The 26,591-nt window shown below is 61.3% G+C and carries 28 protein-coding genes and 1 tRNA gene; 15 read left to right on the top strand and 14 right to left on the bottom strand.

Annotation, left to right across the window (positions count from 1 at the left end):
• Positions 1–1,129: 1,129 nt before the first annotated feature.
• The 8 genes from AC2FM3_RS04765 to AC2FM3_RS04730 form a co-directional block, all read right to left on the bottom strand.
• Positions 1,130–2,806: a DUF3987 domain-containing protein gene (locus tag AC2FM3_RS04765; RefSeq protein WP_496679474.1), complete on the bottom strand. Its 1,677-nt coding sequence runs from the start codon at positions 2,804–2,806 to the stop codon at positions 1,130–1,132.
• A complete protein-coding gene (locus tag AC2FM3_RS04760; RefSeq protein ID WP_496679471.1) occupies positions 2,803–3,948 on the bottom strand; it encodes a bifunctional DNA primase/polymerase in 1,146 nt (381 codons plus the stop codon). The genes AC2FM3_RS04765 and AC2FM3_RS04760 overlap by 4 nt, the downstream gene beginning before the upstream one ends.
• A gap of 156 nt (positions 3,949–4,104) precedes the next feature.
• Positions 4,105–4,443, bottom strand: a complete 339-nt coding sequence (locus AC2FM3_RS04755; protein ID WP_496679469.1) for a hypothetical protein — start codon at positions 4,441–4,443, stop codon at positions 4,105–4,107.
• Positions 4,440–4,805: a helix-turn-helix transcriptional regulator gene (locus tag AC2FM3_RS04750; protein ID WP_496679468.1), complete on the bottom strand. Its 366-nt coding sequence runs from the start codon at positions 4,803–4,805 to the stop codon at positions 4,440–4,442. Before AC2FM3_RS04750 ends, AC2FM3_RS04755 begins: the two co-directional genes overlap by 4 nt.
• A gap of 86 nt (positions 4,806–4,891) precedes the next feature.
• Entirely contained in the window at positions 4,892–5,404 is a 513-nt protein-coding gene (locus tag AC2FM3_RS04745) for a hypothetical protein (RefSeq protein WP_496679465.1), read from the bottom strand.
• The gene (locus AC2FM3_RS04740) at positions 5,401–6,615 is read right to left on the bottom strand and encodes a tyrosine-type recombinase/integrase (protein WP_496679463.1); all 1,215 of its coding nucleotides are present in this window, start codon (positions 6,613–6,615) and stop codon (positions 5,401–5,403) included. Before AC2FM3_RS04740 ends, AC2FM3_RS04745 begins: the two co-directional genes overlap by 4 nt.
• A gap of 155 nt (positions 6,616–6,770) precedes the next feature.
• A tRNA-Ala gene (locus AC2FM3_RS04735) sits at positions 6,771–6,846 on the bottom strand.
• Positions 6,847–6,994: 148 nt separating this feature from the next.
• Positions 6,995–7,318, bottom strand: a complete 324-nt coding sequence (locus tag AC2FM3_RS04730) for a TIGR02300 family protein (RefSeq protein ID WP_496679461.1) — start codon at positions 7,316–7,318, stop codon at positions 6,995–6,997.
• A 100-nt stretch (positions 7,319–7,418) separates the two neighbouring features.
• Between AC2FM3_RS04730 and AC2FM3_RS04725 the strand changes: the two genes are divergently transcribed.
• The 3 genes from AC2FM3_RS04725 (at position 7,419) to AC2FM3_RS04715 (ending at position 10,044) form a co-directional block, all read left to right on the top strand.
• Positions 7,419–8,114 (top strand): M48 family metallopeptidase, encoded by a 696-nt coding sequence (locus AC2FM3_RS04725; RefSeq protein ID WP_496679458.1) that lies wholly within the window; start codon positions 7,419–7,421, stop codon positions 8,112–8,114.
• A 30-nt stretch (positions 8,115–8,144) separates the two neighbouring features.
• The gene (locus AC2FM3_RS04720) at positions 8,145–8,792 is read left to right on the top strand and encodes an FCD domain-containing protein (RefSeq protein ID WP_490361228.1); all 648 of its coding nucleotides are present in this window, start codon (positions 8,145–8,147) and stop codon (positions 8,790–8,792) included.
• Between the two features lie 112 nt (positions 8,793–8,904).
• Positions 8,905–10,044 carry a lytic murein transglycosylase gene (locus AC2FM3_RS04715; RefSeq protein WP_496679456.1) on the top strand — a complete coding sequence of 380 codons (1,140 nt, stop codon included), beginning with the start codon at positions 8,905–8,907 and terminating at the stop codon, positions 10,042–10,044.
• A gap of 4 nt (positions 10,045–10,048) precedes the next feature.
• Here the strand turns inward: AC2FM3_RS04715 and AC2FM3_RS04710 are convergent, their stop codons facing one another.
• On the bottom strand, positions 10,049–11,011 hold the full coding sequence (locus AC2FM3_RS04710) for an acetyl-CoA carboxylase carboxyltransferase subunit alpha (RefSeq protein ID WP_496679454.1): 963 nt from the start codon (positions 11,009–11,011) through the stop codon (positions 10,049–10,051).
• Between the two features lie 217 nt (positions 11,012–11,228).
• On the opposite strand from AC2FM3_RS04710, the gene AC2FM3_RS04705 reads away from it, so the two are divergent.
• Positions 11,229–11,810, top strand: a complete 582-nt coding sequence (locus AC2FM3_RS04705; protein WP_496679453.1) for a PA14 domain-containing protein — start codon at positions 11,229–11,231, stop codon at positions 11,808–11,810.
• A gap of 68 nt (positions 11,811–11,878) precedes the next feature.
• Here the strand turns inward: AC2FM3_RS04705 and AC2FM3_RS04700 are convergent, their stop codons facing one another.
• Positions 11,879–12,841, bottom strand: coding sequence for an L-malyl-CoA/beta-methylmalyl-CoA lyase (locus AC2FM3_RS04700; protein ID WP_496679452.1), 963 nt, complete (start codon positions 12,839–12,841; stop codon positions 11,879–11,881).
• Positions 12,842–13,134: 293 nt separating this feature from the next.
• Here AC2FM3_RS04700 and dgcN point away from each other — a divergent pair, with 293 nt between their 5' ends.
• The 3 genes from dgcN to AC2FM3_RS04685 all read left to right on the top strand — a co-directional run bounded on the left by dgcN (position 13,135) and on the right by AC2FM3_RS04685 (position 16,084).
• Entirely contained in the window at positions 13,135–14,136 is a 1,002-nt protein-coding gene (dgcN, locus tag AC2FM3_RS04695; RefSeq protein WP_496679450.1) for an N-acetyltransferase DgcN, read from the top strand.
• 72 nt (positions 14,137–14,208) lie between these two features.
• Positions 14,209–15,174 (top strand): N-acetyl-D-Glu racemase DgcA, encoded by a 966-nt coding sequence (gene dgcA, locus AC2FM3_RS04690; RefSeq protein WP_496679449.1) that lies wholly within the window; start codon positions 14,209–14,211, stop codon positions 15,172–15,174.
• A 49-nt stretch (positions 15,175–15,223) separates the two neighbouring features.
• Positions 15,224–16,084: a D-amino-acid transaminase gene (locus AC2FM3_RS04685; protein WP_496679448.1), complete on the top strand. Its 861-nt coding sequence runs from the start codon at positions 15,224–15,226 to the stop codon at positions 16,082–16,084.
• A 43-nt stretch (positions 16,085–16,127) separates the two neighbouring features.
• On the opposite strand, the gene AC2FM3_RS04680 is transcribed toward AC2FM3_RS04685, so the two are convergent.
• The 3 genes from AC2FM3_RS04680 to AC2FM3_RS04670 form a co-directional block, all read right to left on the bottom strand.
• On the bottom strand, positions 16,128–16,442 hold the full coding sequence (locus AC2FM3_RS04680) for a DUF1244 domain-containing protein (RefSeq protein WP_496679446.1): 315 nt from the start codon (positions 16,440–16,442) through the stop codon (positions 16,128–16,130).
• Between the two features lie 71 nt (positions 16,443–16,513).
• Entirely contained in the window at positions 16,514–16,753 is a 240-nt protein-coding gene (locus AC2FM3_RS04675; RefSeq protein ID WP_496679444.1) for a DUF6868 family protein, read from the bottom strand.
• An 87-nt stretch (positions 16,754–16,840) separates the two neighbouring features.
• Positions 16,841–17,578, bottom strand: coding sequence for an N-formylglutamate amidohydrolase (locus AC2FM3_RS04670; RefSeq protein WP_496679441.1), 738 nt, complete (start codon positions 17,576–17,578; stop codon positions 16,841–16,843).
• Between the two features lie 117 nt (positions 17,579–17,695).
• On the opposite strand from AC2FM3_RS04670, the gene pyk reads away from it, so the two are divergent.
• Positions 17,696–19,141: a pyruvate kinase gene (pyk, locus tag AC2FM3_RS04665; protein WP_496679439.1), complete on the top strand. Its 1,446-nt coding sequence runs from the start codon at positions 17,696–17,698 to the stop codon at positions 19,139–19,141.
• A 7-nt stretch (positions 19,142–19,148) separates the two neighbouring features.
• Here pyk and AC2FM3_RS04660 read toward each other — a convergent pair whose 3' ends face one another.
• Entirely contained in the window at positions 19,149–19,622 is a 474-nt protein-coding gene (locus tag AC2FM3_RS04660) for an Lrp/AsnC family transcriptional regulator (RefSeq protein ID WP_496679437.1), read from the bottom strand.
• A 189-nt stretch (positions 19,623–19,811) separates the two neighbouring features.
• Here AC2FM3_RS04660 and AC2FM3_RS04655 point away from each other — a divergent pair, with 189 nt between their 5' ends.
• The 7 genes from AC2FM3_RS04655 to AC2FM3_RS04625 all read left to right on the top strand — a co-directional run bounded on the left by AC2FM3_RS04655 (position 19,812) and on the right by AC2FM3_RS04625 (position 26,562).
• Complete coding sequence (locus AC2FM3_RS04655) at positions 19,812–20,249, top strand: universal stress protein (protein WP_496679434.1); 438 nt, start codon at positions 19,812–19,814, stop codon at positions 20,247–20,249.
• Positions 20,250–20,263: 14 nt separating this feature from the next.
• The gene (locus AC2FM3_RS04650; RefSeq protein WP_496679432.1) at positions 20,264–21,817 is read left to right on the top strand and encodes an alanine/glycine:cation symporter family protein; all 1,554 of its coding nucleotides are present in this window, start codon (positions 20,264–20,266) and stop codon (positions 21,815–21,817) included.
• Between the two features lie 181 nt (positions 21,818–21,998).
• Positions 21,999–22,199 carry a 50S ribosomal protein L35 gene (rpmI, locus tag AC2FM3_RS04645; protein ID WP_039523697.1) on the top strand — a complete coding sequence of 67 codons (201 nt, stop codon included), beginning with the start codon at positions 21,999–22,001 and terminating at the stop codon, positions 22,197–22,199.
• A gap of 14 nt (positions 22,200–22,213) precedes the next feature.
• Positions 22,214–22,579: a 50S ribosomal protein L20 gene (gene rplT, locus AC2FM3_RS04640; protein WP_093965154.1), complete on the top strand. Its 366-nt coding sequence runs from the start codon at positions 22,214–22,216 to the stop codon at positions 22,577–22,579.
• Between the two features lie 328 nt (positions 22,580–22,907).
• A complete protein-coding gene (locus tag AC2FM3_RS04635) occupies positions 22,908–23,858 on the top strand; it encodes an ABC transporter substrate-binding protein (protein WP_496679430.1) in 951 nt (316 codons plus the stop codon).
• Positions 23,859–23,942: 84 nt separating this feature from the next.
• Complete coding sequence (locus AC2FM3_RS04630) at positions 23,943–24,980, top strand: quaternary amine ABC transporter ATP-binding protein (protein ID WP_496679427.1); 1,038 nt, start codon at positions 23,943–23,945, stop codon at positions 24,978–24,980.
• Entirely contained in the window at positions 24,973–26,562 is a 1,590-nt protein-coding gene (locus tag AC2FM3_RS04625) for an ABC transporter permease (protein WP_496679425.1), read from the top strand. Before AC2FM3_RS04630 ends, AC2FM3_RS04625 begins: the two co-directional genes overlap by 8 nt.
• The last annotated feature ends 29 nt before the right edge of the window (positions 26,563–26,591 follow it).

Here is a 26,591-nt window from a genome sequence, read left to right as displayed (position 1 = left end):
GTCCGCCCGGGCTTTGCCCGGCTTTGACCGCGCGCAATACGAATGGCCGCTGTCGGAGAACGGGCCTGACTTTGCAAAGGTAGCTGCCTGCGCGTTGCTGTCATTGGGCCACCACGCAGCATCGGTCAAAGTGGGCTCAGAGCCGCCGTTCGCCGTTAATTGCCTCAACGTCCGCTTTGCCGACATCAGCCGTGCCGTGGGGGGTAAATGTTCAGCTAGGACCCCAGTTTTGAATTCTGGCGTTGTAGCAATGCGAACCAACGATTTGCTCTAGCTGGGCAAGGAGTGCCGCTCTGCTCGCGATTTTTTTGTCTCTCGTCATTTTTGCTTAACCCTCACTCTAAAATTCGATCTTGGCTATGACAGGCCGCCAGACAAGGCTTTTTGCAGTAGCGATTGGCGGAGGTCATCGAGGTCTTGGGGCGTGTAGTACTTGCCCCCATTGCGCTCCGTGTTACCCATCTGGCGGATGCGGGTCTCGTAGAGCTGTGACAATTCGTGCTTGTCGGCCTGGGTTGAAGTGAAGCCCGCCGATGATCTCAAGCATGTCGCGCAAGATGTAGCCTGCCTTCCTTGGCACGGAGAGATCGTTCGATGTAGTTAAAGGCGTTCTCGTACATCTGCTCTGACCCGTTGTTTTTTACTTCTCTCAGAGCAGCCAGCGGGAAGCAAGCGGCAAAGAGTTGAAACCTCAGCTTGGCGCACGGGTCCAGCCCATTGGCTGGAAATGCCTCACATCAATCATGAATGGTTTCTGTGCCATGGTCGGTATTATCCTTTGTTTACTGGGCTTTAGGCAAGGGTTTGTTGAATGTCAGTGATTGTCAACTCGCGGGCGCGGTATAAAAAGATCGATATACTCTTTTTTAAAATATTAGCCCGCACAGGCGAGGTGACAATCGTTGACAATCGGCCCTCATTTGTCGTTCGTCCTTTATTTTATGGCCTTTTGACGCCCTGTTTTGGGTCGTTTGTCAGTGATTGTCGTTGCGCCCCCCATTGACAATCATTGACAATATCCTTTCGACCACCCGAGGTGCCATGCCTTACGCAGTTCTTTCACCTCCGCCCTTCGCCTCGATCAAGGCCTGCCGCCCTGCCTCCTGCGCCAGCTGTTTCAGTTCCTCCATCATTTTCCCCTCCTCATCTTATCCTTCACCATGCGCTCCAGCTCGACGGCCTTGGTGAGGTGGTCGCGGTACTTATCTGCGAGGCCGTGGGTGATTGCCCACTTGGCTGCGGGCTGTCGCCCCGGCTTCTTCTCCAGAACGATGGGGGTCAGCCAGCCTGCGCCGACGAGTGGAGAGACTGCGGTTTCGATCTCGTGCACTGGCATCTTTGCCAATTGGTGCACGCTTCTTGCGAAGTCTCGTGTGGAGATTTCCTTTTGCCCTTTGTCGCTGTGTCGGAGGACGCTTTCCGCCAGTCTCTGGATCAGTGAGTTCTGCCCGCTGCTCATCAGTTCGAAGGCGATTTCGGCTGAGGGCATTGCGAATTCCTCTAGGAATTTGGCTGCGAGTTTTGCCGTTTGTTCGCCGACGGTTTTGCCCCGTGGGTTTTCGATGATGTGGAAGATCAGGGCGATTTTTGCCCAGTGTGTTTCGATCTTTCCGTACCAGCTGGCGATTGCCTCGGATCGCTCCTGCATTGGGTGGTATTTCCTGCGCAGGTCATTCAGCACCCTGAGGGCTGGCTTTCCGAGGACGTAGCTCGCCCGTTCGTTGATCATGCCCTTGAACCTGTCACGCATTCTTCTTCGGTTTGCGAATGGCGTGTGGTTTTCGAGGTCGATTTCCCTGAATGCTGGCCGCGTCAGCTGCGCGAAGAGGAAGCGCTCCATAAACCCGTCGTCCACCTCCTTGGCGTAGAGCCGGGACAATTTCTCCTGCTGGATGCCGCCAAGTACAGAGGTCGCGGTGCATGCGATGTAGTGGCTGCTGCCCTTTGAGACCCGGTCCTTGTAGTCATCGCCGCCCGTGTGCGCGGTGAGATAAAACTGCCGGTCGCCGCCCTTGCCCCCTCGGTACTGATCCATTGACTGGAGCCAGCCTGCGAGTTCGTCTTTGACGATACCGATCCCGCCGTTGTCATTCTCCGGTGCGGCCAGCATTTCCGCGAGCTTTTCCCCTGTCACATCCCCGGTGTAGAGCCTGCGCATTGGCGGGTGATCTCGGACGATTTGCTCTGCCTCATCAGGCTCCATTCCGCGTGTCAGCTGCTCGATCTCGAGGCCCCTGATCCTGCGGATTTCCTCCTGCATTTTGCGCAGTGGATCGAGGGCCTGATCCATGGTCGGGCTTTTCCCGGTGGCTGGCTTGCCGATGATCATTGCCCAGATGTTTGGCCTGACCTTGAACCCCGGCTTGATTTCGAGCGTGCACCCTGCGTGGATTGCGATGGATGCCGATGCGAGGAAGCACGTCGCGAGAGCGCCGCGATCAAATCCCGTGTCGTCATGCGCCTCCTGAACCCACGTCTCAATCGGCTGAGGCAGGCAGCCCTCGGGCAGGTGCACGCCCGCTGGCTCGCTGAGGATATCGATGGTGTCGTGCGCCGTCTGCACCTTGCCCTGCGCCATCTGGTTCATGACGCGATCTGTCTGCGTCTTATTGAAGTCTCCGACCTCGCCCTTCCTGAAGTTGTAGACCTCCGCCGTTTCGCCATTGATCACGGTGATGAGTGGGGGCTTTTTCTCGACGCGATACTCAGCCCCGATCTCTTGACCGAGGACGAATTTCACTGCGACATGGCGCAATTCTCCCGCGTCTTCGATTTCGTCGAATGCGGTCTTGGATTTCGTGGTCACTTCAGTCTCTCCATCCAAGTGATTGCATCTTCGAGCAGGTCGTCGGGCAGCCTCCGCGCTGCAATCATGAAGCTTTTCATGACGTGGTCGCGCGTCACCTCCCTCGCCTTCTCCGCTGCCCTGTTCTGTGCGAACTGCCGCTCATTCTCCTCCACCCGGCGCATGTCCTCTGACCCATCGATCATGCTTGTCGCCCACTCCATATGCTTCATTGACATTGCGGCCTGCAGCGGTATCCGCTGTGTCGCAGGGTTCATTTGATTGCGGAGGTTTTCGTACCTCTCGACGTGCTGAGGGTTGGCCTTCATTCCCTCTGCGATCAGTGCTCGAAGCAGTTCCTCGCAGAAGTGTTCGCTGGCGTTGAACTCAAACATCAGGTTGCGGAGGAGTTCCGTCGCGGCTGGAGTGATGCTTGCACCCGTGAGCAGGTCAACTGCGCACTGCGCCGCCTTGCCTGCGCTTCGTGTCTCAAACACTCCGACGTCGGCGCTACCGCCACCGACAGTGAACCTTTTGACCTCGATGCCGACGCGATTGCACGCCGCCTCGTAGCCTGCCTTAGCATCCTCGAAGGACAAGATCGGGAATTCCGTGATGGGTATTTCCCATGGCTGGTCGCCCTCGAACTTGATGTACTTGCCGGATGGGTGGCGACCGTGAACCATGGCCTGCTGACCGTTGGCATTTGCATCCAGTTCGATTGCCCCGTCGGGGCCGCCATTACTTGCGACGATCTTGGGCATGTCTGGCTCGCAGCGATAGAACAACATCACGCGCCCGCTGCCCTCCCTGTACCTGACGAATGCTGGCTCCATCCCTGCAGCCTGCTCGAATGCGACGCGCGCTGACCGCACGAGCCCTGGATCGTCAAGGTCGAAATCGACAGCGAAAATACCAGTGGTTTTGACCCCCGTCGCGAAGTGCGGAGCCTTGGTCGGATCGCCTTGGTTGTTTTTAGTGCGCGGCACCATGGGTTCGGGATCGTCAGGATCGTACTGATAGTTCGGCCAGTCAGCGAAGACGGGTTTCTTGCCGCTCTCATCGAGGGGCACGACGTCGAGGCCGCAGGCGTGCAGCCCAGCGCGAATGCCCCTGACGATTTCTTCCTCTCTGCTGCTGACCTTCCAGCGCTGTCTGGTCATTTCATCTCCCGTATGACCCCTAGATATTGGGGCAAACTTGTACGGGTCATCGAGCTGTGGTATTGTTTACTCGACAACCACCGTATTGCATTCTTCTTCCCAATACTGGTTACACTGCGGCCTGCCTCGTCATCCCGAGGCGGGCCGCATTTTGTTTCAGTCGAGACCGATTTCCGGCGCGCGTTCGATGTTGCGTTCGTCACGCATCTCATTCGGCCATTCCGTTACAGTTGTCCTCAGATCGGGCATGTCGATCTTTACCAACTGCCAGCTGATATCGGCTGCGATGGCGCGAACATGTTCACAGCGCCAGAAGTGCTGCCGACCGATCTTGGTTGGCTCGGGTGCATCGCCGCTATCAACCATCCGCAGCCACGTGCTGGGCGATCCGGGGAACATGCCCAACTGACCGCTGTGGGTGGATAGCTGTTTCAGTGTCACCAGACCTGTCTTCGGGAAGCTGTCGGGTGAGATGGGCATACGGGCGACACTCATGCGGACACCTCAGCCTGAGGCTCATCGCCGTTGGCTTTTTCTATTGCAGCCCGTGACCGCTGGAAAAACCCTTTCTCCATCATTTCCCGGCCCAGCTTCTCAGCCTTCTTGGCGTCTAGGGCATCGTAACTGCGGATGATGTCGCGGGGATCGTGATCGCCACCGGCTTCGATCCAAGCAGTAATATCGCTGCCGAGGTACCGGATTTGCCCGGTTGGAAGGTTCATGAACTTTGGGCCGAGATTGAACTCGCGCCAGTGATCCAGCAGATAGAACTCGTCATCGCTGAGACCGAGCAGCGCAGCCACGTACCGCTCATCATAGAGACGGTGTGGAACGAGCGCTTCGATGTGATCTGACATTGCCAGCCTCCTAAAAAAGATACTGGCAACTCAGGTAAAGTAGGCAGGGGGGTAAAAACAAACGGTCTAATTTACCCCCCCTTTGATCAGGTGGGTGAGAACACCTCCAGAATGACCTCTTCAACTGTCATCTGGTTGTGTTTTTGGCGCGCAAGTTCAGCGAGGTTCCTGATCATTTCTTGCGCGGCAAAGTTCAGGTTTAGCCTGTAATTCTGATCGCTAATATCCGGGGATTTCAAGGTTGCTTTGTGCCACGTGACCACATCTTCACGATCAATCTGCATTGCTTCTGCTATCAGAGTGCGCGCATCTTCTTTGCTGTAGCCCTGATCGATCAAATACATGACGCCGCCCGCAACGCCGCCGTGAAGACCGATTTCCCTCGGGTCTTTTGCGGCATTACCAGCATTTGCCTTGTGCATTGCGGTCTCGCGGTCTGTTAGGTGTTTGTTCAGCGCTGGTGACACGATGCCTTCCTGTTCGCGCAGAACATCCAGAATGTCGTGCAGGTCGAGAACGTAGGACCATTCACCAGATTTCGTGCGCTCGTTCAAACGACCACGCAACCAGTCAAAATCTTTGATAACCGTGTCTCTCATACCTTGGTCCCCGCAATCATCGGCACCACGTTAGCACGGCCCTCCTGAAGCTTAACCAGAAACTGCGAATAGGCCTCCATCATCGCGCGGCGCTGGGCGAGGAAGTTGGTGCGGTCATATGCGCGGCCATGCTGTTCCTTCGACGCGTGGCTCAACTGTGCCTCTGCCAGCTTTTCCTCGAACCCGAGATGCTCGGTCACCAGCGTGCGCAGCGTTGCCCGCAGGCCGTGGGCGTCAGTCTCACCGGCAAATCCGATCCTGCGGATCATGTTCATTGTGGCGGGTTCAGACACTGGTCCGTTCTCCGATGCAAAAACGAACTCGCGGTGGCCGTTCAACTTGTACATCGCATTCAGGATATCGATCACTGGGTCCGTAAGGGGTATGGCAATTGTGATACCTGTCTTGGTCACCACGTTGTTCCAGACCCGCTCGCCCATTTTGATGTCGCTCCACTTCATTCGGCGCACTTCACCAGCACGCTGGCCCGTATGCGCAATGATCTGCACCAGAGGCTTACCCAGCGTCTGATGCGGCCACGCATCCAGCGCCTGCAGGAACAGCGCTAACCGCTCCGGCTCAACGATTGCAGGGTGGTGCTTCTTGGGCTGGGGCTTGAAGCGGTCGATCACGTTCGCACCCGGCACGACAGAGATCAGGCCCTCGGCTTCCGCGAAACCCAGAACCTGCCGCAGGATGCGAATGACGCGGCGCGCAGTCTCATGGCTCCCACGATCCGCGATCTTGAGCGCAACGGCCTTGATATCGACTGCGGTTATGTCCGCGACCTCCACGGTTCCCAGGAGAGGGATGGCATCCTTTTCGATCCGGTTACGGGCGCGGACATAAGTCTTCTCTGCCCAGTGCGGACGCTCCTCTGCCAGCCATGCACGCGCAACCCCGCTGAAGGTGGTGTCCGTCAGACCTGACCGAGCCTGTACCTCTGCGCGCATCTCTGCCACGTCAGGGGTAATGTTGTCTTCAAGCAGGTTTCTCTGCGCCTCGACGCGCTGGCGCGCGGCTTTTAGTCCGGTAGCGGGATATTTGCCCAAAGTCATCTCACGCTGCTTGCCGTCGGCCCTGTAGCGCCAGACCCATGTCTTGCTGCCCTTTGGGTGAACGATCAGCGTCAGGCCACCGCCATCTGCCAGCTTGATCTTCTTGTCGCCGGGCTTCGCAGCCTTGATCTGTTTGTCTGTCAGTTTGGTCATCTTGCATACTTTCTCATTGGAGAACCCCACACAGACCCCCACAATGGGAATTCAGGCGAAGCCCAAGTTTCCTTGGGGTTGAGAAAGACTGGCACGTCAAAGGCCTTATTTACAAAGCCCTGTGACAGCGAGTGAATTCGAACTGAGGAAAAAAATGGTGGAGCCTAGGGGAGTCGAACCCCTGACCTCTTGCATGCCATGCAAGCGCTCTCCCAACTGAGCTAAGGCCCCATTCCGGTACCGCCGTGGCGGTGGACGGACGTTTATGAAACGGCGTCGGTGAGTGCAAGAGCAAAAATCGAAAATCTGTCAAAAAAGTCGATGTTCGATCCGATGCGCCGATCCGGGCGGGGCGGCACCGGGTGCCGCCCACGCCAATTCAGGAATCTTCATCTTCCGACGCGACGTCGGTGATGTCGTCCAACGAGACGTTGTCATCGTCATCGTCTTCCAGGATGTCGTCATCCAGATCGACATCGACGGCGTCGTCATCGTCCAGTACCAGGTCGTCATCCGACGCGGCCTCGCGGGCCTTGACGGATGCGGCATCTTCGGCATCCGCCGCGATCATCCGGCTCTTGCCGGTTTCCAATTCAACGATCTCGCCGGTGTAGGGGCTGATGATCGGGTCCTTGTTCAGGTCGTAAAACCGCTTTCCGGTGGTCGGGCAAACGCGCTTTACGCCCCATTCTTCCTTGGGCATGTCAATTCCCCTTGATATCAGGTGAGTCGTATCAACGATTCAGGTCACCTGCCACATGCGGCGGGCACTGTCAAAGCCTTTGCGCCAAGGAGAATGCACCATGGGGCGACATTCACTGCCCGGCCACCCGCCTGTCGCCCTGACGCTTCGGAAATCGGCGCGCGCGCGCCGCATCAGCCTGCGAATCTCGCAATTGGATGGCCGGGTTACGCTGACCTACCCGCAGAGCGTTCCCGAATCCGAGGCGATCGGCTTTGCTCGCACGAAAGAAGACTGGATCCGCCAGCATCTTCGCGCCCGTCCCGAGCCGGCGGTCATTCAATTCGGCCAGACACTGCCGGTCGAGGGGGTGCCCCGGCGAATCGTGCCTGCGGAGAGGCGGCGCGTCGTCCTGAAGGCGGACCGGATTGCCGTGCCCGAGGGGGCCGAGGCCCGGCGGCTGGCCCGGTTCCTGAAAGAGCTGGCGCGGGATCGCCTGACCGGGGCCTGCGATGACTATGCCGCGATGCTGGGCCGGGCTTATTCCAGCCTCACCCTGCGCGATACGCGGTCGCGTTGGGGGTCGTGCAGTTCGGCGGGTGGTTTGATGTTTTCCTGGCGGCTGATTCTGGCCCCGCCCGAGGTTCTGCACTATGTCGCCGCGCACGAGGTGGCCCATCTGGCCGAGATGAACCATTCGCCGGCGTTCTGGACGCAGGTCGAGCGTCTGTTCGGCCCATATCAAGCACCGCGGCGCTGGCTGCGCGACAATGGGGCCGAACTGCACCGGTACCGGTTCGAGGCAGGCTCCGGTTGACCCCGTCGGGATTTGTGATCACATGGAGCCATGCAGACCGCCCGAAACCCCGACTCGCAATCCGCCACCCATGACCAGGTCTATCGCGCCTTGCGGTCGCGCATCATGCACGGCGAAATCGCGCCGGGGCAGGCCCTGACCCTGCGCGGCATCGGCAAGGAATTCGATGTTTCGATGACCCCCGCGCGCGAGGCGGTGCGCCGGCTGGTGGCCGAGGGAGCGTTGTTTCTGTCCAGTTCGGGGCGGGTGTCGACGCCCGAGCTCAGCAACGACCGGATCGAGGAGCTGGCCGCCCTGCGGGCGCTGCTCGAGGTCGAACTGGCCAGTCGCGCCCTGCCGCGGGCCCACATGGCCCTGATCGACCGGCTGCAGAGCATCAACATGTCGGTCGCGGAAATGGTGACCAAGCGTGATGCGGTGGGCTATATCCGCGCCAATCTCGAATTCCACCGCACGCTGTACTTGCGCGCACAAGCGCCGGCGATGCTGGCCATGGCGGAAACCGTCTGGCTGCAGCTGGGGCCGACCATGCGGGCGCTTTATGGCCGCTTGCGCCGAACCGAACCGCCGCATTATCACAAGCTGATCATCGCCGCGCTCAAGGCCGGGGACGAGCCTGGCCTGCGGCTGGCGGTACGCTCGGACGTCACTCAGGGGCTGCGTCTGCTGGTCAGCTGAGCAAAGACCTGCGCAGAGGCGCAAATCTGGCTCGCCGCGTGGCGCCAAGCTGGCGTCGGAAGGGCGGTTGCGCTAGGCTGGCGGCAACAACGAACAAGAGCAGATGCCAGCCATGATCGATCGACGGATGTTTGCACTGGGGCTGGGCTTCGGCCTGCTGACGGCCTGCGCGGGCGGGACGACGCAGACCCACGCCACGGTCACGCGGATGCAGCCGGTGCCCAACGCCGGCTGGGACGCCTGGGTTGCCGGTTTCAAGGCCCGCGCGGCCGGTCAGGGGATCTCGCAGGCGACCATCGACCGGGCATTCCGAGGCGCGGGGTATCTGCCCGACGTGATCGAGCGCGACCGCAATCAGGTCGAGTTCAAGCGCTCGCTCGAGGACTATCTGGCCATCGCCGCTTCGGACGAGCGAATCAGCAAGGGCCGCCAGATGCTGCAGCGTCACAATGGGACGCTGACCCAGATCGAATCGCGCTATGGCGTGGACAAGGAAATCGTCGTGGCCATCTGGGGGCTGGAAAGCCGGTATGGCGAGCGGCGCGGTGACGTGCCGGTGGTCTCGGCCCTGTCGACGCTAGCCTATGATGGCCGGCGGGGTGCGTTCTTTGAAAAGCAGCTGATCGCGGCGCTGAAGATCCTGCAGAACGGTGACACGACGCCCGACACGATGACCGGCAGCTGGGCGGGCGCCATGGGGCATACGCAGTTCATCCCAACCTCGTACCTGGCCTATGCGGTCGATTTCACAGGTGACGGGCGGCGAGACATCTGGTCCGAGGACCCGACGGATTCGCTGGCCTCGACGGCGGCCTACCTGTCGCGCGCGGGCTGGGTGCGAGGCCAGCCTTGGGGTGGCGAGGTCGGATCACCGGCCGCCAGTTCTGGTACGCCTGTCGCTATCCTGCAGCCGCAGAAACCGGGGCCGCGCATCGCCGTGTTCCGCAATTTTCAGGTGATCAAGCGTTACAACAATTCCGACAGCTATGCGATCGGGGTGGGGCATCTGGCCGACCGGATCGCGGGCGGCCCGCCGTTCCGGGCATCGTTCGGGCCGGATCAAAATGGTCTGACGCTCGAGGACCGCAAGACGCTGCAGCGCCGTTTGACGGCCGCGGGCTATGATACGCAGGGCGCGGACGGGGTGATCGGGAACAACACCAAGGCCGCCATCAGCGCCTATCAGCGCGCCAGCGGCCTGCCGGTGACGGGTGAACCCTCGGTCAGCCTGTTGCAGTCCTTGGGCGGCTGACGGCTCAGGCTGCCAGCCCCTTGGAGCCCAGATCCAGGAATTTCTGACGCCGGTCCTTGATCAGCACGGCGGCATCCTTGCCGTCCAGCTCTTTCAGCATGTCGGCAATTGCCTTGCCCACCGCCTTGATCGTGGCCGGACGATCGCGATGTGCGCCGCCCTTGGGTTCGGGGATGATCCGGTCGCAGACGCCCAGCTTGTGCAGGTCCTGCGCGGTCAGGCGCAGCGCCTCGGCGGCTTCACGCATCTTCTCGGCGTCTTTCCACAGGATCGACGCGCAGCCCTCGGGCGAGATCACTGAATAGATCGAGTGTTCCAGCATCGCGACCCGGTTGGCCGTGGCAAAGGCCACCGCACCGCCCGAGCCCCCTTCGCCGATGATCACCGACACCAGCGGTACGCCGATCTTCAGGCACATCTCGGTTGACCGGGCAATCGCCTCGGACTGGCCGCGCTCTTCTGCGCCCTTGCCGGGATAGGCGCCGGCCGTATCCACCAGCGTGATCACCGGCAGGCCGAACCGGTTGGCCAGGTCCATCAGGCGCACCGCCTTGCGATAGCCTTCGGGGCGGGCCATGCCGAAATTGCGCTCGATCCGCGATTTGGTGTCCGAGCCCTTCTCGTGTCCGATCACCATCACCGGCCGGTCGTTGAACCGCGCCAGCCCGCCGATCACCGCCAGGTCGTCGGCAAAGTTGCGGTCGCCGGCCAAGGGCGTGAACTCGGTGAACAGGGCCTCGACATAGTCCTTGCAATGGGGGCGTTCGGGGTGACGGGCCACCTGGCATTTCCGCCAGGGGGTCAGGTCCCGGTACAGCTCGTCCAGCAGCTTGGCCGCCTTGGCGTCCAGCGCAGCGGCTTCCTCGGTCACGTCCATCTCTTCGTTGGCGCGGGCCAGGGCGCGCAGCTCTTCGGCCTTGCCTTCGATCTCGGCCAGCGGTTTTTCGAAATCCAGATACTGGGTCATGACGCCTCTCAACGCGAAAGTTCCACGCTATATGACCCGAGGTCGCCCCGGATGCAACTCGGCTTGTCCCGCGCGGGCGGCAAATTCACGCAACCATCGCCAGGTGGATGGGCGCAGCGCCTTGCAGCAAAGTCCGGCCCGCCGTAGTCTGGGCGCAACGCAGATCGCCGCAATCAAGCTGGGCCTGGTTCAAGCGGCGCAGATCAGGGAGATGACGATGAACGTTTTTTGCAAGGGGGTGGCTGCCGCGGTCGTTGCACTTGTGGCAGGCGCGTCCTACGCCGCGCCGCTGAAGCTGCAGCCCGCCAATCCGCAACCTTCGGGACTGAAGTCCGGGTTGAACGTGAAATATGCGTGGGAGGGCAATCCGCCGCGCAAGATTCAAACAGTCACCAAGGCCAAGCAGATGATGAAGAAGGCCCAGCCGGGCGCGCCGCTGCGGGGACTTGATTATCGCGATACCGAGGAGGGCGACCCGGTTCTGACCTACAATCAAGCCTACAACGTGGCGGCAGAGATCACGGGCTACATCCGCTTTGACTCGCCGGGCATCTATGAATTGGAAACCTGGTCGAATGACGGGATCGATGCCTATGTCGGCGGCCAGCAGATCGGCTACTTCAACGGGCGCCAAGGGTGCGAGGCCAACCAGCGCACCGAGGTCGAGGTACCGCGAGCCGGGTGGTATCCGCTCAAGATCAATTATTTCCAGAAATACGGGACCTCTTGCCTGATGATGAAATGGGGCAAGCAGGGCGAGCGGTTCACTTGGACGCCAAACGACGTTTTTGGCCGCTGAGGGTCTTTGAACTTTGCAAAAAAGGCACCCGATCGGGTGCCTTTTTTCGTTTGGGCGCGATGGGTCGGTCAACCGTTCGCGGCGATCAGCTCGGCCTGCGCCACGATCACCTCGGCCTGCTTGATCGAGGCGATATCGACCAACCGCCCCTTGTAGACGGTGGCGCCTTCGCCATTGGCCTTGGCTTGCTCCATCGCGGCCAGGATTTCGCGCGCTTCGGCCACCGCCTCGTCCGACGGGGTGAAGACCTGATTGGCCAGCGCGATCTGCTTGGGGTGGATCGCCCATTTGCCGACCATGCCCAGCGTCGCCGAACGGCGCGCCTGCGCGATATAGCCTTCGTCGTCCGAGAAGTCGCCGAACGGCCCGTCGACCGGCAGCACCCCATGGGTGCGGCAGGCGGCCACAATGGAAGCCTGTGCCCAATGCCACGGGTCCGACCAGTATTTCTGGCCCTCGCGCAGCATGTAGTAGTTTTCCTGCGTGCCGCCGATTCCCGTGGTCTGCATCCCCATCGAGGCAGCGAAATCGGCCGCGCCCAGGCTCATCGCCTGAAGGCGCGGGGAGGAGGCCGCGATTTCCTCGACATGGGCGATACCGGCGGCGGATTCGATGATGACTTCAAAGCTGATCGGCTTGGTGCGGCCCTTTGCGCGTTCAATCGCAGTGACCAAGGCGTCAACCGCATAGACATCCTCGGCGCAGCCGACTTTGGGGATCATGATCTGATCCAGCCGGTCGCTGGCCTGTTCCAGCAGGTCCACCACGTCGCGGTACCAATAGGGCGTGTCCAGCCCGTTGATGCGCACCGACATGTACTTGTTGCCCCAATCCACGGTGTTCAGCGCCTCGATCACGTTGGCGCGGGCGGTGTCCTTGTCGGACGGGGCCACCGAATCTTCTAGGTCGAGGTTGATCACGTCCGCAGCCGAGGCGGCCATCTTGGGGAACAGCTTGGTGTTGGATCCGGGGCCGAACAGCTGACAGCGGTTTGGTCGCGCCGGGGCGGCGGGTTGGATACGAAAGCTCATCGGCACCTCGCTGGGTAATGAAATTACGATTTCAGTTGGCAATTGGGTATTAAATTGCGCGACCCTGCGCAAGCCTGATTGTGCAGTTGCGGCAATGCTGTTGCAGAAAGCGGTGCGCAACCACCGGAACGCGGCGGTCAAAGTTTCATCATTTCGAAAATTTCGAAGCTTTTTGCGCTGTTTGGGGGAATCTTGCAAAATTCTCCGTTCGATGTGCGGCAGGTCGGAGGAAAATGAGAAACGCTCGTTGACGGCCTTCAATAGGTTGGGGCGGAAGAAAAGGAGAGCGCGCGATGATCGAGACACCGTACCTGCTGTTTTTGGGCGATGCCCCCGACCAATTGGCCGCCAAGGTCGCGATCGGCATTCGGGACTGGCGCCCGGAAAACGCCGTGGGTCAGCTGCGGATGGAGGGCTGCAAGGCCGATCTGGGCCTGACCGACATGACCCTGGCCGAAGGTAAGGCCGCCGGCGCCAAGACGTTGGTGATCGGTGTCGCGAACCGCGGTGGCGTCATCAGTCAGGCCTGGAAAGAGGTCCTGATCGCCGCGCTGGAAATGGGCTATGATCTGGCATCGGGCCTGCACAACCTGCTGCGCGACGAAGGCGATCTGGTGGCCGCGGCCCAGACTCATGGCTGCACGCTGCATGACGTTCGCGTCCCTACCGTGGGCTATCCGATTGCCAACGGGCGCAAACGCAACGGCAAGCGCTGTCTGGCGGTGGGCACTGATTGTTCGGTGGGCAAGATGTACACGGCCATGTCGATGGATGCCGAGATGCGCAAGCGCGGCATGAAATCGACCTTCCGCGCCACCGGTCAGACCGGTATTCTGATCACCGGCCAGGGCGTTCCGCTTGACGCCGTGGTGGCCGATTTCATGGCCGGTTCCGTCGAATACCTGACACCCGAGAACGATCCCGATCACTGGGATCACATCGAGGGGCAGGGGTCGCTGTTCCATGTCTCGTATTCCGGCGTGACCATGGCGCTGATCCATGGCGGTCAGCCGGATGCTCTGGTCCTGTGCCACGAGCCGACCCGCACCCACATGCGCGGTCTGCCGGAATATTCCCTGCCGACGCTGGAACAGCTGCGCGACACGGCCCTGCCTTTGGCGCGCGTCGCCAACCCTGCCTGCCAGGTCGCGGGTGTGTCGATCAACACACAGCACCTAAGCGAGGAGGACGCGAAAGCCTACATCGCCAAGGTCGAGGCCGAGATGGGCCTGCCGGCTACGGATCCGTACCGGTTCGGCGCGGGCAAGCTGGTGGACGCGCTGGCCGCGATGTGATCCAACCGGGGCACCGATGGCAGGGATACCTGCCTCCGGCGCTGGAAACTGCAAAGACAAGGGAGTGGGCGCGTGCAGATCGACGTCTCTCGTGATGTGTTCCGGCTGGCGCAGGTGTTCACCATCTCGCGCGGGTCGCGGACCGAGGCAAAGGTATTGACGGTGCGCCTGACGGATGGGGCGCATCAAGGCTGGGGCGAATGTGTGCCTTATGCCCGGTATGACGAAACGCTGGAGTCGGTCCAGGCCGAGATCCGCGGTTTGCCCGACACGTTCACGCGCCAGTCGCTGATGGACCTGCTGCCCGCCGGTGCCGCGCGCAATGCGGTCGATTGCGCTCTGTGGGACCTTGATGCCAAGCGGGCGGGCAAGCGCGCTTGGGAACTGGCCGGCCTGCCCGCGCCCAAGCCCGAGATCACCGCCTATACTCTTTCGCTGGACACGCCCGACGCGATGCGGGCGCAGGCGGCGAAGAATGCGCATCGTCCGCTGTTGAAGATCAAGCTGGGCACGCCCGACGACATGCCGCGGCTCGAGGCCGTGCGAGCCGGGACGCCTGATGCCCGGATCATCGTGGATGCCAACGAGGGCTGGTCGGCCGAGGTCTATGCCGATCTGGCGCCGCATCTGGTGCGTTTGGGCGTCGCGCTGGTCGAACAGCCGCTGCCCGCCGGAGATGACGAGGCGCTGATCGGGCTAGAGCGCCCGGTTCCGGTCTGCGCCGACGAGAGCTGCCACGATCGCGCCAGCCTGCCCGGCTTGAAGGGCAAATATGACGTGATCAACATCAAGCTGGACAAGACCGGCGGTCTGACCGAGGCGCTGGAACTGCGCCGCGCGGCGCAGGCCGAGGGTTATGGCATCATGGTGGGCTGCATGGTCGGCAGCTCTCTGGCGATGGCGCCTGCGACACTGGTGGCGCAGGGGGCGCTGGTGACGGACCTTGACGGCCCGCTTCTGTTGGCCGAAGACCGCGATACACCGCTGGTTTTCGACGAGGCCGGCGTACACCCGCCGCAGGCGGCGCTCTGGGGGTGACGCGCTGTGGCGAGGAATGGGCGCAGCCCAAGGACGAGAAGGATATGACATGACCCGCACCGTTTACGTGAACGGCGAATACCTGCCCGAGACCGAAGCCAAGGTCTCGATTTTCGACCGAGGCTTTCTGATGGCGGATGCCGTCTATGAGGTGACCAGCGTGCTGGATGGCAAGCTGATCGATTTCGAGGGTCACGCGGTGCGCCTGAAGCGGTCGCTGGACGAATTGCAGATGGCCGAACCCTGCAGCAAGGACGAACTGCTCGAAATCCATCGCAAGCTGGTCGAGCTGAACGGCATCAACGAGGGGCTGGTCTATCTGCAGGTCACCCGCGGCAGCGACGGCGACCGCGATTTCGTCTTTCCCTCGGCCGACACCAAGCCGACGCTGGTGCTGTTCACTCAGAACAAGCCCGGTCTGGCTGACAACCCCGCGGCCAGGAAAGGGGCTAAGATCATCTCGATCGAGGATATCCGCTGGGGCCGCCGCGACATTAAAACGGTGCAACTGTTGTACCCGTCTATGGGCAAGATGATGGCCAAGGCCGCTGGGTGTGACGATGCCTGGATGATCGAAGACGGGTATGTCACCGAAGGCACCAGCAACAACGCCTATATCGTCAAGAACGGCAAGATCGTCACCCGCCCGCTGTCGAACGACATCCTGCACGGGATCACCCGCAAGGCCGTACTGCGCATGGCGGCCGAGGCGCAGATGGAAGTCGAGGAGCGCCTGTTCACCATCGACGAAGCAAAAGAGGCCGACGAGGCTTTTACCACTTCGGCCAGCGCTTTCGTAATGCCTGTGGTCGAGATCGACGGCGTTGCGCTGGGCGACGGTACACCCGGCCCGATCGCCACGCGGCTGCGCGAGATTTATCTGGACGAAAGCCGCAAAGCAGCGATCTGAACACCAAGGCCCGCCGATCTGGCGGGCCTTTTTTGTTTTGGCGTCAGTCTTTTTTGCCGACGTTTTCCTCGAACGCGACCTTGAAGGCGGCCTGTTTTTCGGGGCTGGCCTCGGTCTGGTATTTGGATTTCCACTCATCCATGGTCATGCCATAGAAAATCTTGCGGGCTTCGTCCTTGCCCATTTCGATGCCTTTTTCATTGGCGGCCTCCTGATACCACCGCGCCAGGCAGTTTCGGCAAAACCCGGCCAGGTTCATCATGTCGATGTTCTGAACGTCGGTGCGGTCCTGCATCAGGTGTTTTTGCAGGCGGCGGAAAGCGGCGGCCTGCAGTTCGATCTCGGTCTTGGGGTCCATGGTCGGGCTCCGGTTTGAGGGATTTGATCCAGACCTAGCAAGCCCGTGACCATTGCACAACGCGCGCCGGTTCAGACCAGCTTGAGGGCAATCCAGGGCATCAGGCAGAAGATCAGGGTCAGGATCTTGTAGTTCGCAAGATACTTGAAATAGGCCTTTCTGACCTCGGCCTTGTCCATCTGGAACATGCGGCTGTGAATGGCGGCAATGCGGTCCTGTAGGGCCACCACCATCAGGGTCGACAGCAGCAGGACCGCAAAGTTCAGAACGGTCATCCAGCCGAAAAAGGCTGTCAGGGTTTCAGGTGTCATGACGGCCTCCTTTCACCCCAAAAAATGGGGATTGCCCGCGCGCCGCGCAAGAGAGCGGGCGTCGTTTGGTCGCGGATTTTTCCAGCGTTAAAGCCCGCTTGCGGCCAGCGCGTCCTGCAGGATCGGGGCCAGCCGCTCGGCCCAGGCGCGTTGCCCGGCATGATCGGCGATCAGGTCGTTGCGCAGCTCGATCAGTGCGTTGGGGCGGCCAAAGGCGGTGGCGTGCCGGTCGATCGCATCCCCCGGCAGCACGCCGCTATAGGGTTCGTTGACGCCGACGCACAGATCCCCCTCGGCCCGCAGCCGGTCGATCAGCGGGGCCGAGAACCGCTCGTCCGCGGTGTGCAGGATGCCGACATGCCACGGGCGCGGCGGGCGGCCCCGCAACTGGCGCGTAAAGGAATGCATCGAGACGATCACGGCGTGGGGCAGGGCGGCCATCTTGGCCAGCGCCTCGTGATAAGGACGATAGCACAGGTTCAGGCGCCGTTCGCGCTCGGCGGCGTCGGCATGACGGTTGGCCGGAATGATCGACCCGTCATACAGCTTCATCAACAGGGTCGGGTCGTCCTCGCCCCGGTTCGGGTCGATCACCAGCCGCGAGAAATTGGCCGCGATCACCGGCGCGTTCAGGATTTCGCCCAGATGTTTCGACACCTCGTAGGCGCCCACGTCATAGGCGATGTGGCGCTCCATGTCCTCACGCGGAAGGCCGAGGTCGCCGCCGTTGATCTGCGGTGGTACGGTGTTGGTGGCGTGGTCGCACGTGATCAGCCAGCGGGACGGGCGATCCGCCCCGTGCACGTAAAACGGAGTGTATGTCATGAGCCTGTCATCTTGTTTGTCGCAGGTGTAGGGCAGTTGCCTCGGAAAGGGAATTGCGCAATAAGCGACCCGAACACTGTTTGCGGTAACATTTGGCCATCAAGGAGAGCAAGCGCGATGCGACGCCTGAGAAATGTGAAAATCGTGGCGACGCTGGGCCCGGCGTCCAACGACTATGATACGATCCGCGCGCTGCACGAGGCCGGCGCCGACGTGTTCCGCCTGAACATGAGCCATGGCAGCCATGACGAGATTCGCGAACGCCACCGGATCATCCGGCAGGTGGAAAAGGACGTGGACCGCCCGATCGCCATTCTGGCCGACCTGCAGGGACCCAAGCTTCGCGTGGGCGTCTTTGCCAATGGCGCCGAGGAATTGGTCGAAGGTGCGCCGTTCCGCCTTGATCTGGATGATGCGCCAGGGGACGCCACCCGCGTCTGCCTACCGCATCCCGAGATCTTCCAGGCGCTCGAGCCCGGCGCGCATCTGCTGGTCAATGACGGCAAGATCCGCCTGATCGTCGAGAAGTGCGGCGCCGATTTTGCCGACTGCAAGGTCGAGATCGGCGGCACGATCTCGAACCGCAAAGGCGTGAACGTGCCCGACGTGGTGCTGCCGCTGGCGGCCCTGTCGGAAAAGGACCGGGATGATCTGGAATTCGTCTGCCAACTTGGCGTCGACTGGCTGGCGCTCAGCTTCGTGCAGCGTGCCAAGGACGTGTTCGAGGCTCGCACCCTTGCCGATGGACGCGCCGCCATCCTGTCCAAGATCGAAAAGCCCGCCGCGGTCGAGGCCTTTGAGGAAATCCTGGATGCCTCGGACGGGATTATGGTGGCGCGCGGCGATCTGGGGGTCGAACTGCCGGTCTCGGCCGTGCCGCCGATCCAGAAGCGCCTAGTGCGCCGCTGCCGTGCGGCGGCCAAGCCGGTGATCGTGGCGACGCAGATGCTGGAGAGCATGATCGAAAGCCCGATGCCCACGCGCGCCGAAGTCTCCGACGTGGCGACCGCGATCTATGAAGGCGCCGACGCCATCATGCTCAGCGCCGAATCCGCCGCGGGCGCCTATCCGATCGAGGCGGTCAAGACCATGAACCAAGTCGCCATCGAGGTCGAAGCCGACCCGACCTATGCCGAGATCATCGCCGCCTCGCGCGCCACCAAGGGCACGACCGTGGCCGATGGCATCGTCGCCGCAGCGCGTGAGATCGCCGAGAAGACCGACATCAAGGCGATCTGCTGCTTTACCCAAAGCGGCACCACCGCCCTGCTGACCGCCCGCGAACGACCGCATGTGCCGATCATCGCCATGACCTCGCTGCGGGGCACGGCGCGGCGGCTGTGCCTGTCCTGGGGGTGTCACTGCGTGATGACGCCGGAACTGGAACGCTTCAAGGGGGCGGTGGTCAATGCCGCCCGCGCGGCGCGCGCCAGCGGTTTTGCCAGCCAGTCCGACCAGATCGTCGTGACCGCCGGCGTGCCGTTCAACGTACCCGGCTCGACCAACATCCTGCGCGTCGCGCCCTGTGACGAACGCCTGATCTACGCCACCGACCCGGAATGATGCGCCTTTAGGCGGTACGTGTCTTTGACCCGACGGGTTCCTTCACGGTCTCCATGACCGTGAAGGAACTTGTCTGGTGAATTCCCGGCAACTTGTTGATCTTGTCGCCCAGCACCATGCGGAAATGGGCGATGTCGCGTGTACGCACCGTCAGAAGATAGTCGAATGAGCCCGCCACCATCAGGCAGGTCTCGATCTCGGGAACCCGGCGTACCGCGTCGTTGAACCGGTCCAGAGAGTGATCGGCCGTGGCGGCCAGTGACACCTGAACCACAGTCAGGTGCGCCAGCCCCAGCCTTTCTTTGTCGATCACCGCGCTGTAGCCAGTGATATAGCCGTTTTTCTCGAGCCGTTTCACCCGTTCAGAACAGGGCGTGTTGGTCAGGTTTACACGCGCTGCCAGTTCGACTATGGGCAGGCGGCCATTGGCCTCCAGCTCGGCCAATATGCGTTGGTCGATCTTGTCCAAATCCCTATCCATCAGTCAAATTCCCTGCAATTTTTAGGTGGAGCGGCATTTTTTCCTGAGATTAGACCAAAATCATCCCCTTTCCCTAGTGATTATTCCTGATACTTGACCACAGGGCAGTCTCGACGACGAGTTCCAGGTTCCGGCTGCCCTGCCGGGGGCACGGGCCTCGGCCAAATCAACAAAAAACGGAGGAACGAGATGACAACGAAAATTGTCATAGGACTGGACGGGACAGAGACCGGCGAACGTGCTCTCGAATTTGCCAAGACCCTGGCAAAGCGGATCGGCGAGTGCGAGTTGATTGTCGCCTATGTCATCGAATGGTCGCCCTACACATTCCAGACGCCCGAGGAAAACGCCCTGCGGCACAAGCGGCGCGAGGAAGAGATCGCCCTTGCCAACAGCCGCGTGGTCGAACCCGCAGTGGCAGCGCTGAAGGCCGAAGGCTTCAACGCACACGGCGTCGTCCGGCATGGTGACGTGGCCGAAACGCTGAACGCGATCACCGTCAAGAACGGCGCATCGCAGATCGTTGTCGGCCGGTCATCCGCCGACGGGTTCAAGAAACGCATCTTCGGCAGCTCGACCCAGAATCTGGTCATGCATGCCGACGTCCCGGTCACGGTCGTAAACTGAGGGGAGGAGCAGACATGAAATCGATCAAAACTCTGGGCCTGTCCGGTGCGGCCGCGGCCCTGCTGGCCAACCCCGCACTTGCGCAGGAGGCCCCCGGTCTGGACGAAAAGATCAACCAGACCTTCTCAAATCTGACGGGCCCCTTCGTCAGCTTCATCTTCGCGCCGCTTCCGGGCACGAGCTTCCCGTGGATCGTGCTGTGGCTGGTCGTGGCCGCAACGGTGTTCACGCTGTACTTCGCCTTTGTGCAGATGCGGTTCTTCGGCCATGCGATCAGCCTTGTCAAAGGTGACTATTCCGACCCCAACGATGCGGGCGAGGTCAGTCACTTCCAGGCGCTGGCAACGGCGCTGTCGGGTACGGTCGGCCTGGGCAACATCGCGGGCGTCGCGGTGGCGATCGGCATCGGCGGACCCGGAGCGACCTTCTGGATGATCCTCGCCGGCCTTCTGGGCATGGCGTCGAAATTCACCGAATGCACGCTGGGCGTGAAGTACCGCAACGAGTACGAGGACGGCACCGTTTCGGGCGGCCCGATGTACTACATGTCCAAGGGCTTTGCTGAGCTGGGGCTTCCCGGGGGCAAGATCCTGGCGGTCCTGTTCTCGATCTTCTGTATCCTTGGCGCGCTGGGCGGGGGTAACATGTTCCAGGCCAACCAGGCGCACCAGCAGATCGCGGGTATCGTCGGCGACTATCCCGGCTGGATCACCGGCCTGGTCTTTGCGACCGTTGTCTTCATGGTCATCGTGGGCGGCCTGAAGTCGATCGCTCGCGTGACCGAGAAGGTCGTGCCGTTCATGGGCATCCTGTATGTTGTGACCGCGCTGGTCATCATCGGCATGAATGCCGACAAGATCGGCTGGGCCTTCGGTCAGATCTTCGCCGGTGCCTTCACCGGTCTGGGCGTGGCCGGCGGCATGGTCGGCGCCCTGATCCAAGGCTTCAAACGCGCTGCCTTCTCGAACGAGGCAGGAGTGGGTTCGGCGGCCATCGCGCACTCGGCCGTCCGCACCAAGGAGCCGATCACCGAAGGCTTCGTCTCGCTGCTCGAGCCGTTCATCGACACAGTGGTGATCTGTACCATGACCGCGCTGGTGATCATCATCACCCAGCAGCTGGTGATCGATCCGGCAACCGGCCTGTACATGCTGAACGAAGAGGGCACGGCGATCGCAACCGTGGATGGAAACGCGGGCGTCAGCCTGACCTCGGCCGCCTTCGGCAGCGCCTTCAGCTGGTTCCCCTACATCCTGGCCGTCGCGGTGATCCTGTTCGCCTTCTCGACCATGATCAGCTGGTCCTACTATGGCCTCAAGGCCTGGACCTATCTGTTCGGCGAAGGCCACACCAAGGAACTGGTGTTCAAGATCATCTTCTGCATCTTCGTAGTGATCGGGGCGGCGGCCAACCTGACGCCGGTCATCGACTTCTCGGATGCGGCGATCTTTGCAATGGCCGTGGTTAACGTCTTTGCACTCTACTTCCTGATGAAAGTGGTGCGCCAGGAACTGGCCTCGTACAGTGCGCGGCTGAAAAGCGGCGAAATCCGCAAGTTCGCCGACTGATGATACCAACCGGGGCGGCCCTGCCGCCCCGGTTCCCGACACCGGTGCGAAAAGGGAAAAACCGGGTCAAAAACCCCTTGCCAGCATGACCGAACTTGCGTAAACGGCGCATCTGATCGCGCGACCGGCCGATGTGGCATGCCGAGTCGCGTTTCGGACCGAACCCTGAAAGGAGACGGAAATGCCCAAGATGAAGACCAAATCGAGCGCCAAGAAGCGCTTCAAGGTGACCGCGACCGGTAAGGTCATGTCGGCTCAGGCCGGCAAGCGGCACGGCATGATCAAGCGGACCAAGAAGTTCATCCGCGACGCCCGTGGCACCACCACCCTGTCCGCCCCCGACGCCAAGATCGTCAAGGGCTACATGCCCTACGACCGCTAAGAGGAGATACCGATATGTCCCGCGTTAAAGGTGGAACCGTAACTCACGCCCGTCACAAGAAGGTCATCAAGGCCGCCAAAGGTTACTATGGCCGCCGCAAGAACACCTTCAAGGTTGCCCGTCAGGCCGTCGACAAGGCCAACCAGTACGCAACCCGCGACCGCAAGAACCGCAAGCGCAACTTCCGCGCTCTGTGGATCCAGCGCATCAACGCCGCTGTTCGTTCGCATGACGAAGCTCTGACCTATTCCCGCTTCATCAACGGCCTGAACCTGGCCGGCATCGAAGTGGACCGCAAAGTCCTGGCCGACCTGGCCGTGCACGAACCGGAAGCGTTCGGCGCGATCGTTGCCAAGGCACAGGCCGCTCTGGCTGCCTGATCTTCTTTCGAGAGACAGTGAAAGAAAGGCCGTCCCGCATGGGGCGGCCTTTTTCGTTGGCGCAACCGGCCAGACAGCCGGCGTCAAAAACGGCCGGGCATCATTTCGAAAAAGTCGGAACAGGCATTAGATAAAGTCGCACATGTGACCGCATCAGATCGTGGCGCTTGAAAGGGTTCGGGCCCGCGTGCTTCATTTTTCATGCAGCGGTCCTTTGAATGGCCGTGCGCGAAAACAACCGAGATGCTGGCATGCGCGCGGCGGTCCCAACCGGGCTGGGGGCGTGATGCAAGACCAGCACCGCAGATGACCAACACGGAGAAATGCCATGAAGAAATTGACCATGCTGCTTGGGGGCGCATCGATGGCGATTGCCATGCCTGCGGTTGCCGCGGATATCGTGATCGGCGTACCGAACTGGGCGTCGGTGAATGCCACCGCGCACATTCTTGAAGTTGTCATCGAAGACAACCTCGGCCTCGATGTCGAATTGCAGAACGGCACCAACCCCATCGTGTTCGAAGCCATGGATTCGGGTGCGATGCACGTCCACCCCGAAGTCTGGATGCCAAACCAGCAGAACCTGCACGACACCTATGTCAAAGAAAAAGGCACCGTCGTGATGAACGAGAACCCGGTCCAGGCCGAGCAGGGTATGTGCGTTCCGACCTACATTGCCGAGGAATATGACATCAAATCCATCGACGACCTGAGCGATCCGGACAAGATGGCGATCTTTGACACTGACGGAAACGGCACTCCCGAGGTTTGGATCGGCGCGCCCGGCTGGGCGTCGACCGTGGTCGAGAAGATCCGCGCCAAATCCTACGGCTATGACCAGATCTTTGAGCTGACCGAGTACGAGGAAACCATCGCCTATGCCAACCTGGCAAACGCGACCAAGGCCGGTGATCCGTGGATCGGGTTCTGCTACAGCCCGCACTACATCTTTGTGACGCAGGAACTGACCGTGCTAGAAGAGCCACCGCATGATCCGGCCACCTGGACGATCGTTCAGCCCACCGATGACCCGGATTGGCTGGACAAGTCCGAGGCCTCGACCGCGTGGAACGGGGCAACTCTGCACCTGCACTACGCCAAAGAGCTTGAGGAAAGCCACCCCGAGGTCGCGGCCCTGTTCCGCAACTACCAGATGCAGGGTGACGATCTGAGCGCGATGGGAAAGGCGCTGGCCGTGGACAACGTGGAAGCAGCCGATTTCGCCCGCCAGTGGGTGGCTGAAAACGAAGACACCGTTATCGGCTGGCTGACGAACTAAATCAGAAACGCAGGGGGCCGTCGCGACTGATCGCGGCGGCCCTTTGCCTGTTTGCCGGGATGCAACCCCGTAGATGAGGGGCAAATGGACGAACCTGTCGTAAAACTAGAAAATGTCTGGAAAATTTTCGGCGCACGGGCCGAAGAAGCCATGGCCGCAGTCCGAAATGAAGGTATTGGAAAACCTGAAGTTCTTGAAAGATTCAATTGCGTGGTCGGCGTTCAAGGCGCCACGTTCGAAGTGCCGCGTGGCGAGATTTTTTGCATCATGGGCCTGTCGGGTTCGGGCAAATCGACCCTTGTGCGCCATGTCAATCGCCTGATCGAGCCCACGGCCGGAAAGATCGAGATCATGGGGCAGGACGTGTCCAAGATCTCCGAGTCCGAACTGCGCCGCATCCGCGCCCAGCAGATCGGGATGGTGTTCCAGCACATGGCGCTGATGCCGCACCGCTCGGTGCGCGACAACGTGGCCTATCCGCTGGAGATCCGCAAAGTCTCGAAATCCAAGCGTTGGGCAGTGTCCGATCACGCGCTGGGCCTGGTGGATCTGACCGGCTATGAGGACCGGCTGCCCAAGGAACTGTCGGGCGGGATGCAGCAGCGCGTGGGCATCGCGCGCGCGCTGGCCTCGGACCCGGAAATCCTGCTGATGGACGAACCGTTCTCAGCACTGGACCCGCTGATCCGGCTGCAGTTGCAGGACCAGTTCAAGGCTCTGGTTGCGCAGCTGAAAAAGACCACGCTGTTCATCACCCATGACCTGGACGAGGCGATCCGTATCGGTCATCGCATCGCCATCATGAAGGACGGTGTGATCGTCCAGATCGGCACGCCCGAGGACATCGTGATGAACCCGGCCGATGACTATGTGCGCGAGTTCGTGCAGGGCATATCCAAGCTCAAACTGGTCAAGGCGCATTCGATCATGGAGTCGTTGGACAGTTACTCCGGCCCGCTGGATGGCGCGCCGCGCGCGGATGAGGGCGCAGACCTCGACCAACTGATCGATCTGGCCGTGAACACCGAGCTTCCGGTGGTGATCACCGACGGCGGTCAGGATGTGGGCGTCGTGACCAAACCACGCCTGCTGCGCGGAATTCAGGGGGGCAAAAATGACTGATGCAACCACGGAATTGAAAGTCACGGCCGCCTCCGACATCGAGGTGGACCGCGAGGCGCTGGATCGGTCGATCCACGAATTCGCAGGCCCTAATGGTGACTACTACGTCAAAGCCTTTCACAAGATTCATGATGCGACCAGTCCGATCCCGAACACGTTCAACTTGTGGGCGGCGGTGCTGGGGCCGTTCTGGTCCGCCTCGCGGGCGATCTGGGGAATGTTCTGGACCTTCCTGATCCTTGAGATCATCGCTTGGGTGCAGATCGGTCGCGGCGCTTGGGGCAACCCGGGGGCAGATCTGGCCGAACGCGCGGCCCGTCAGCAGGAACGCGCAAACGAGTTGCTGGCTCGCGCGGCGGATGCAACCGAGAAGGCAGACATCGACCGATTCAACAAACTGGCCGCAAATATCCAGAAAGCGGCGGACAGCAGCCTTGAGAAAGCGCAACTGGCGCAGTCCGAAGCCTTGGGGATCATGGTCACCGGTCTTCTGATGCTGCTGGTTTTCAAGCTGGTGCAGGGGTTCTACGCTGACCGGGTGTACGAAAAACAGTATTCGAACTGGCGGATCGACCCCGAAAGCACCGAAAGCGGCCGCTCGACCCGGAACACGGTTCTAGGCGCGGTTCTGGTGGCAGCGATCGGCCCGCTGATCGTGTACAAATTCACTGTGAACGCATCGCTGCCTCTGTTGGACGCTTTCCCTGAAAAGGCAGTGTCGGAAATGATCCTCGGGCCTGATCAGGGCACGCTGTTCTCGGCCCTAGCCAGTTGGATGGAGGCCCGGATCGACGCTGCAGCTGCCGCAGGCGGAGACATTTTCGACGGGATCGTTGCCGGTGTACGCTCGGTTCTGGACGGGTTGACGGTGGCCCTGATCGGGTCGCCCTGGCCGGTGGTCATGCTGGTGATCTGCGTGACCGCGTGGCGCGCGGCGGGACCGCGCGTGGCGATCTTCACTGCCGCGTCGTTGGCCTATATCGCGCTGCTGGGCTATTGGGACGTGGCGATGGAGACGGTGGCTTTGGTGGGCGCGGCCGTGCTGCTGTGCGTCACCTTCGGTATTCCGCTGGGCATCTGGTTCGGCAAATCAAAACGCGCCTATCGCGCGGCCGAGCCGGTGCTGGACCTGATGCAGACCCTGCCGGCCTTCGTCTACCTGATCCCGATCATCGCCTTCTTTGGCACCGGCAACCCGCCAGGCATCTTGGCTACGATCATCTTCGGTATGCCGCCGGTGATCCGCCTGACGGCGCTGGGCATGCGCGGGGTGCCTGAAAGCATCAAAGAGGCCGCCGTGGCCTTTGGCGCCTCGAAATGGCAGTTGCTGAAGGACGTGGAAATCCCGCTGGCGCTGCCTTCGATCATGACCGGCGTGAACCAGACCATCCTGATGTGCCTGTCGATGGTCGTGATCATCTCGCTGATCGGCGGCGGGGGTCTGGGCAAGGAAATCCTTGAGGCGCTGCAATACGCGGCCAAGGGGCCGGGCCTGCTGGGCGGTTTTGCGATCCTGTTCCTGGCCATGGTCATGGACCGCATCGTCCAGGGCGCCTTCCGACGCGAAGACGAAAAGATCTGACGCGACAGCCGCCCCCCCGGGTCACCAGT

It is taken from the genome of Ruegeria sp. BHSB172, from assembly GCF_059613165.1.
The sequence above is the reverse complement of the archived record's forward strand: the minus strand, read 5'-3'. Positions and strand labels throughout refer to the sequence as shown.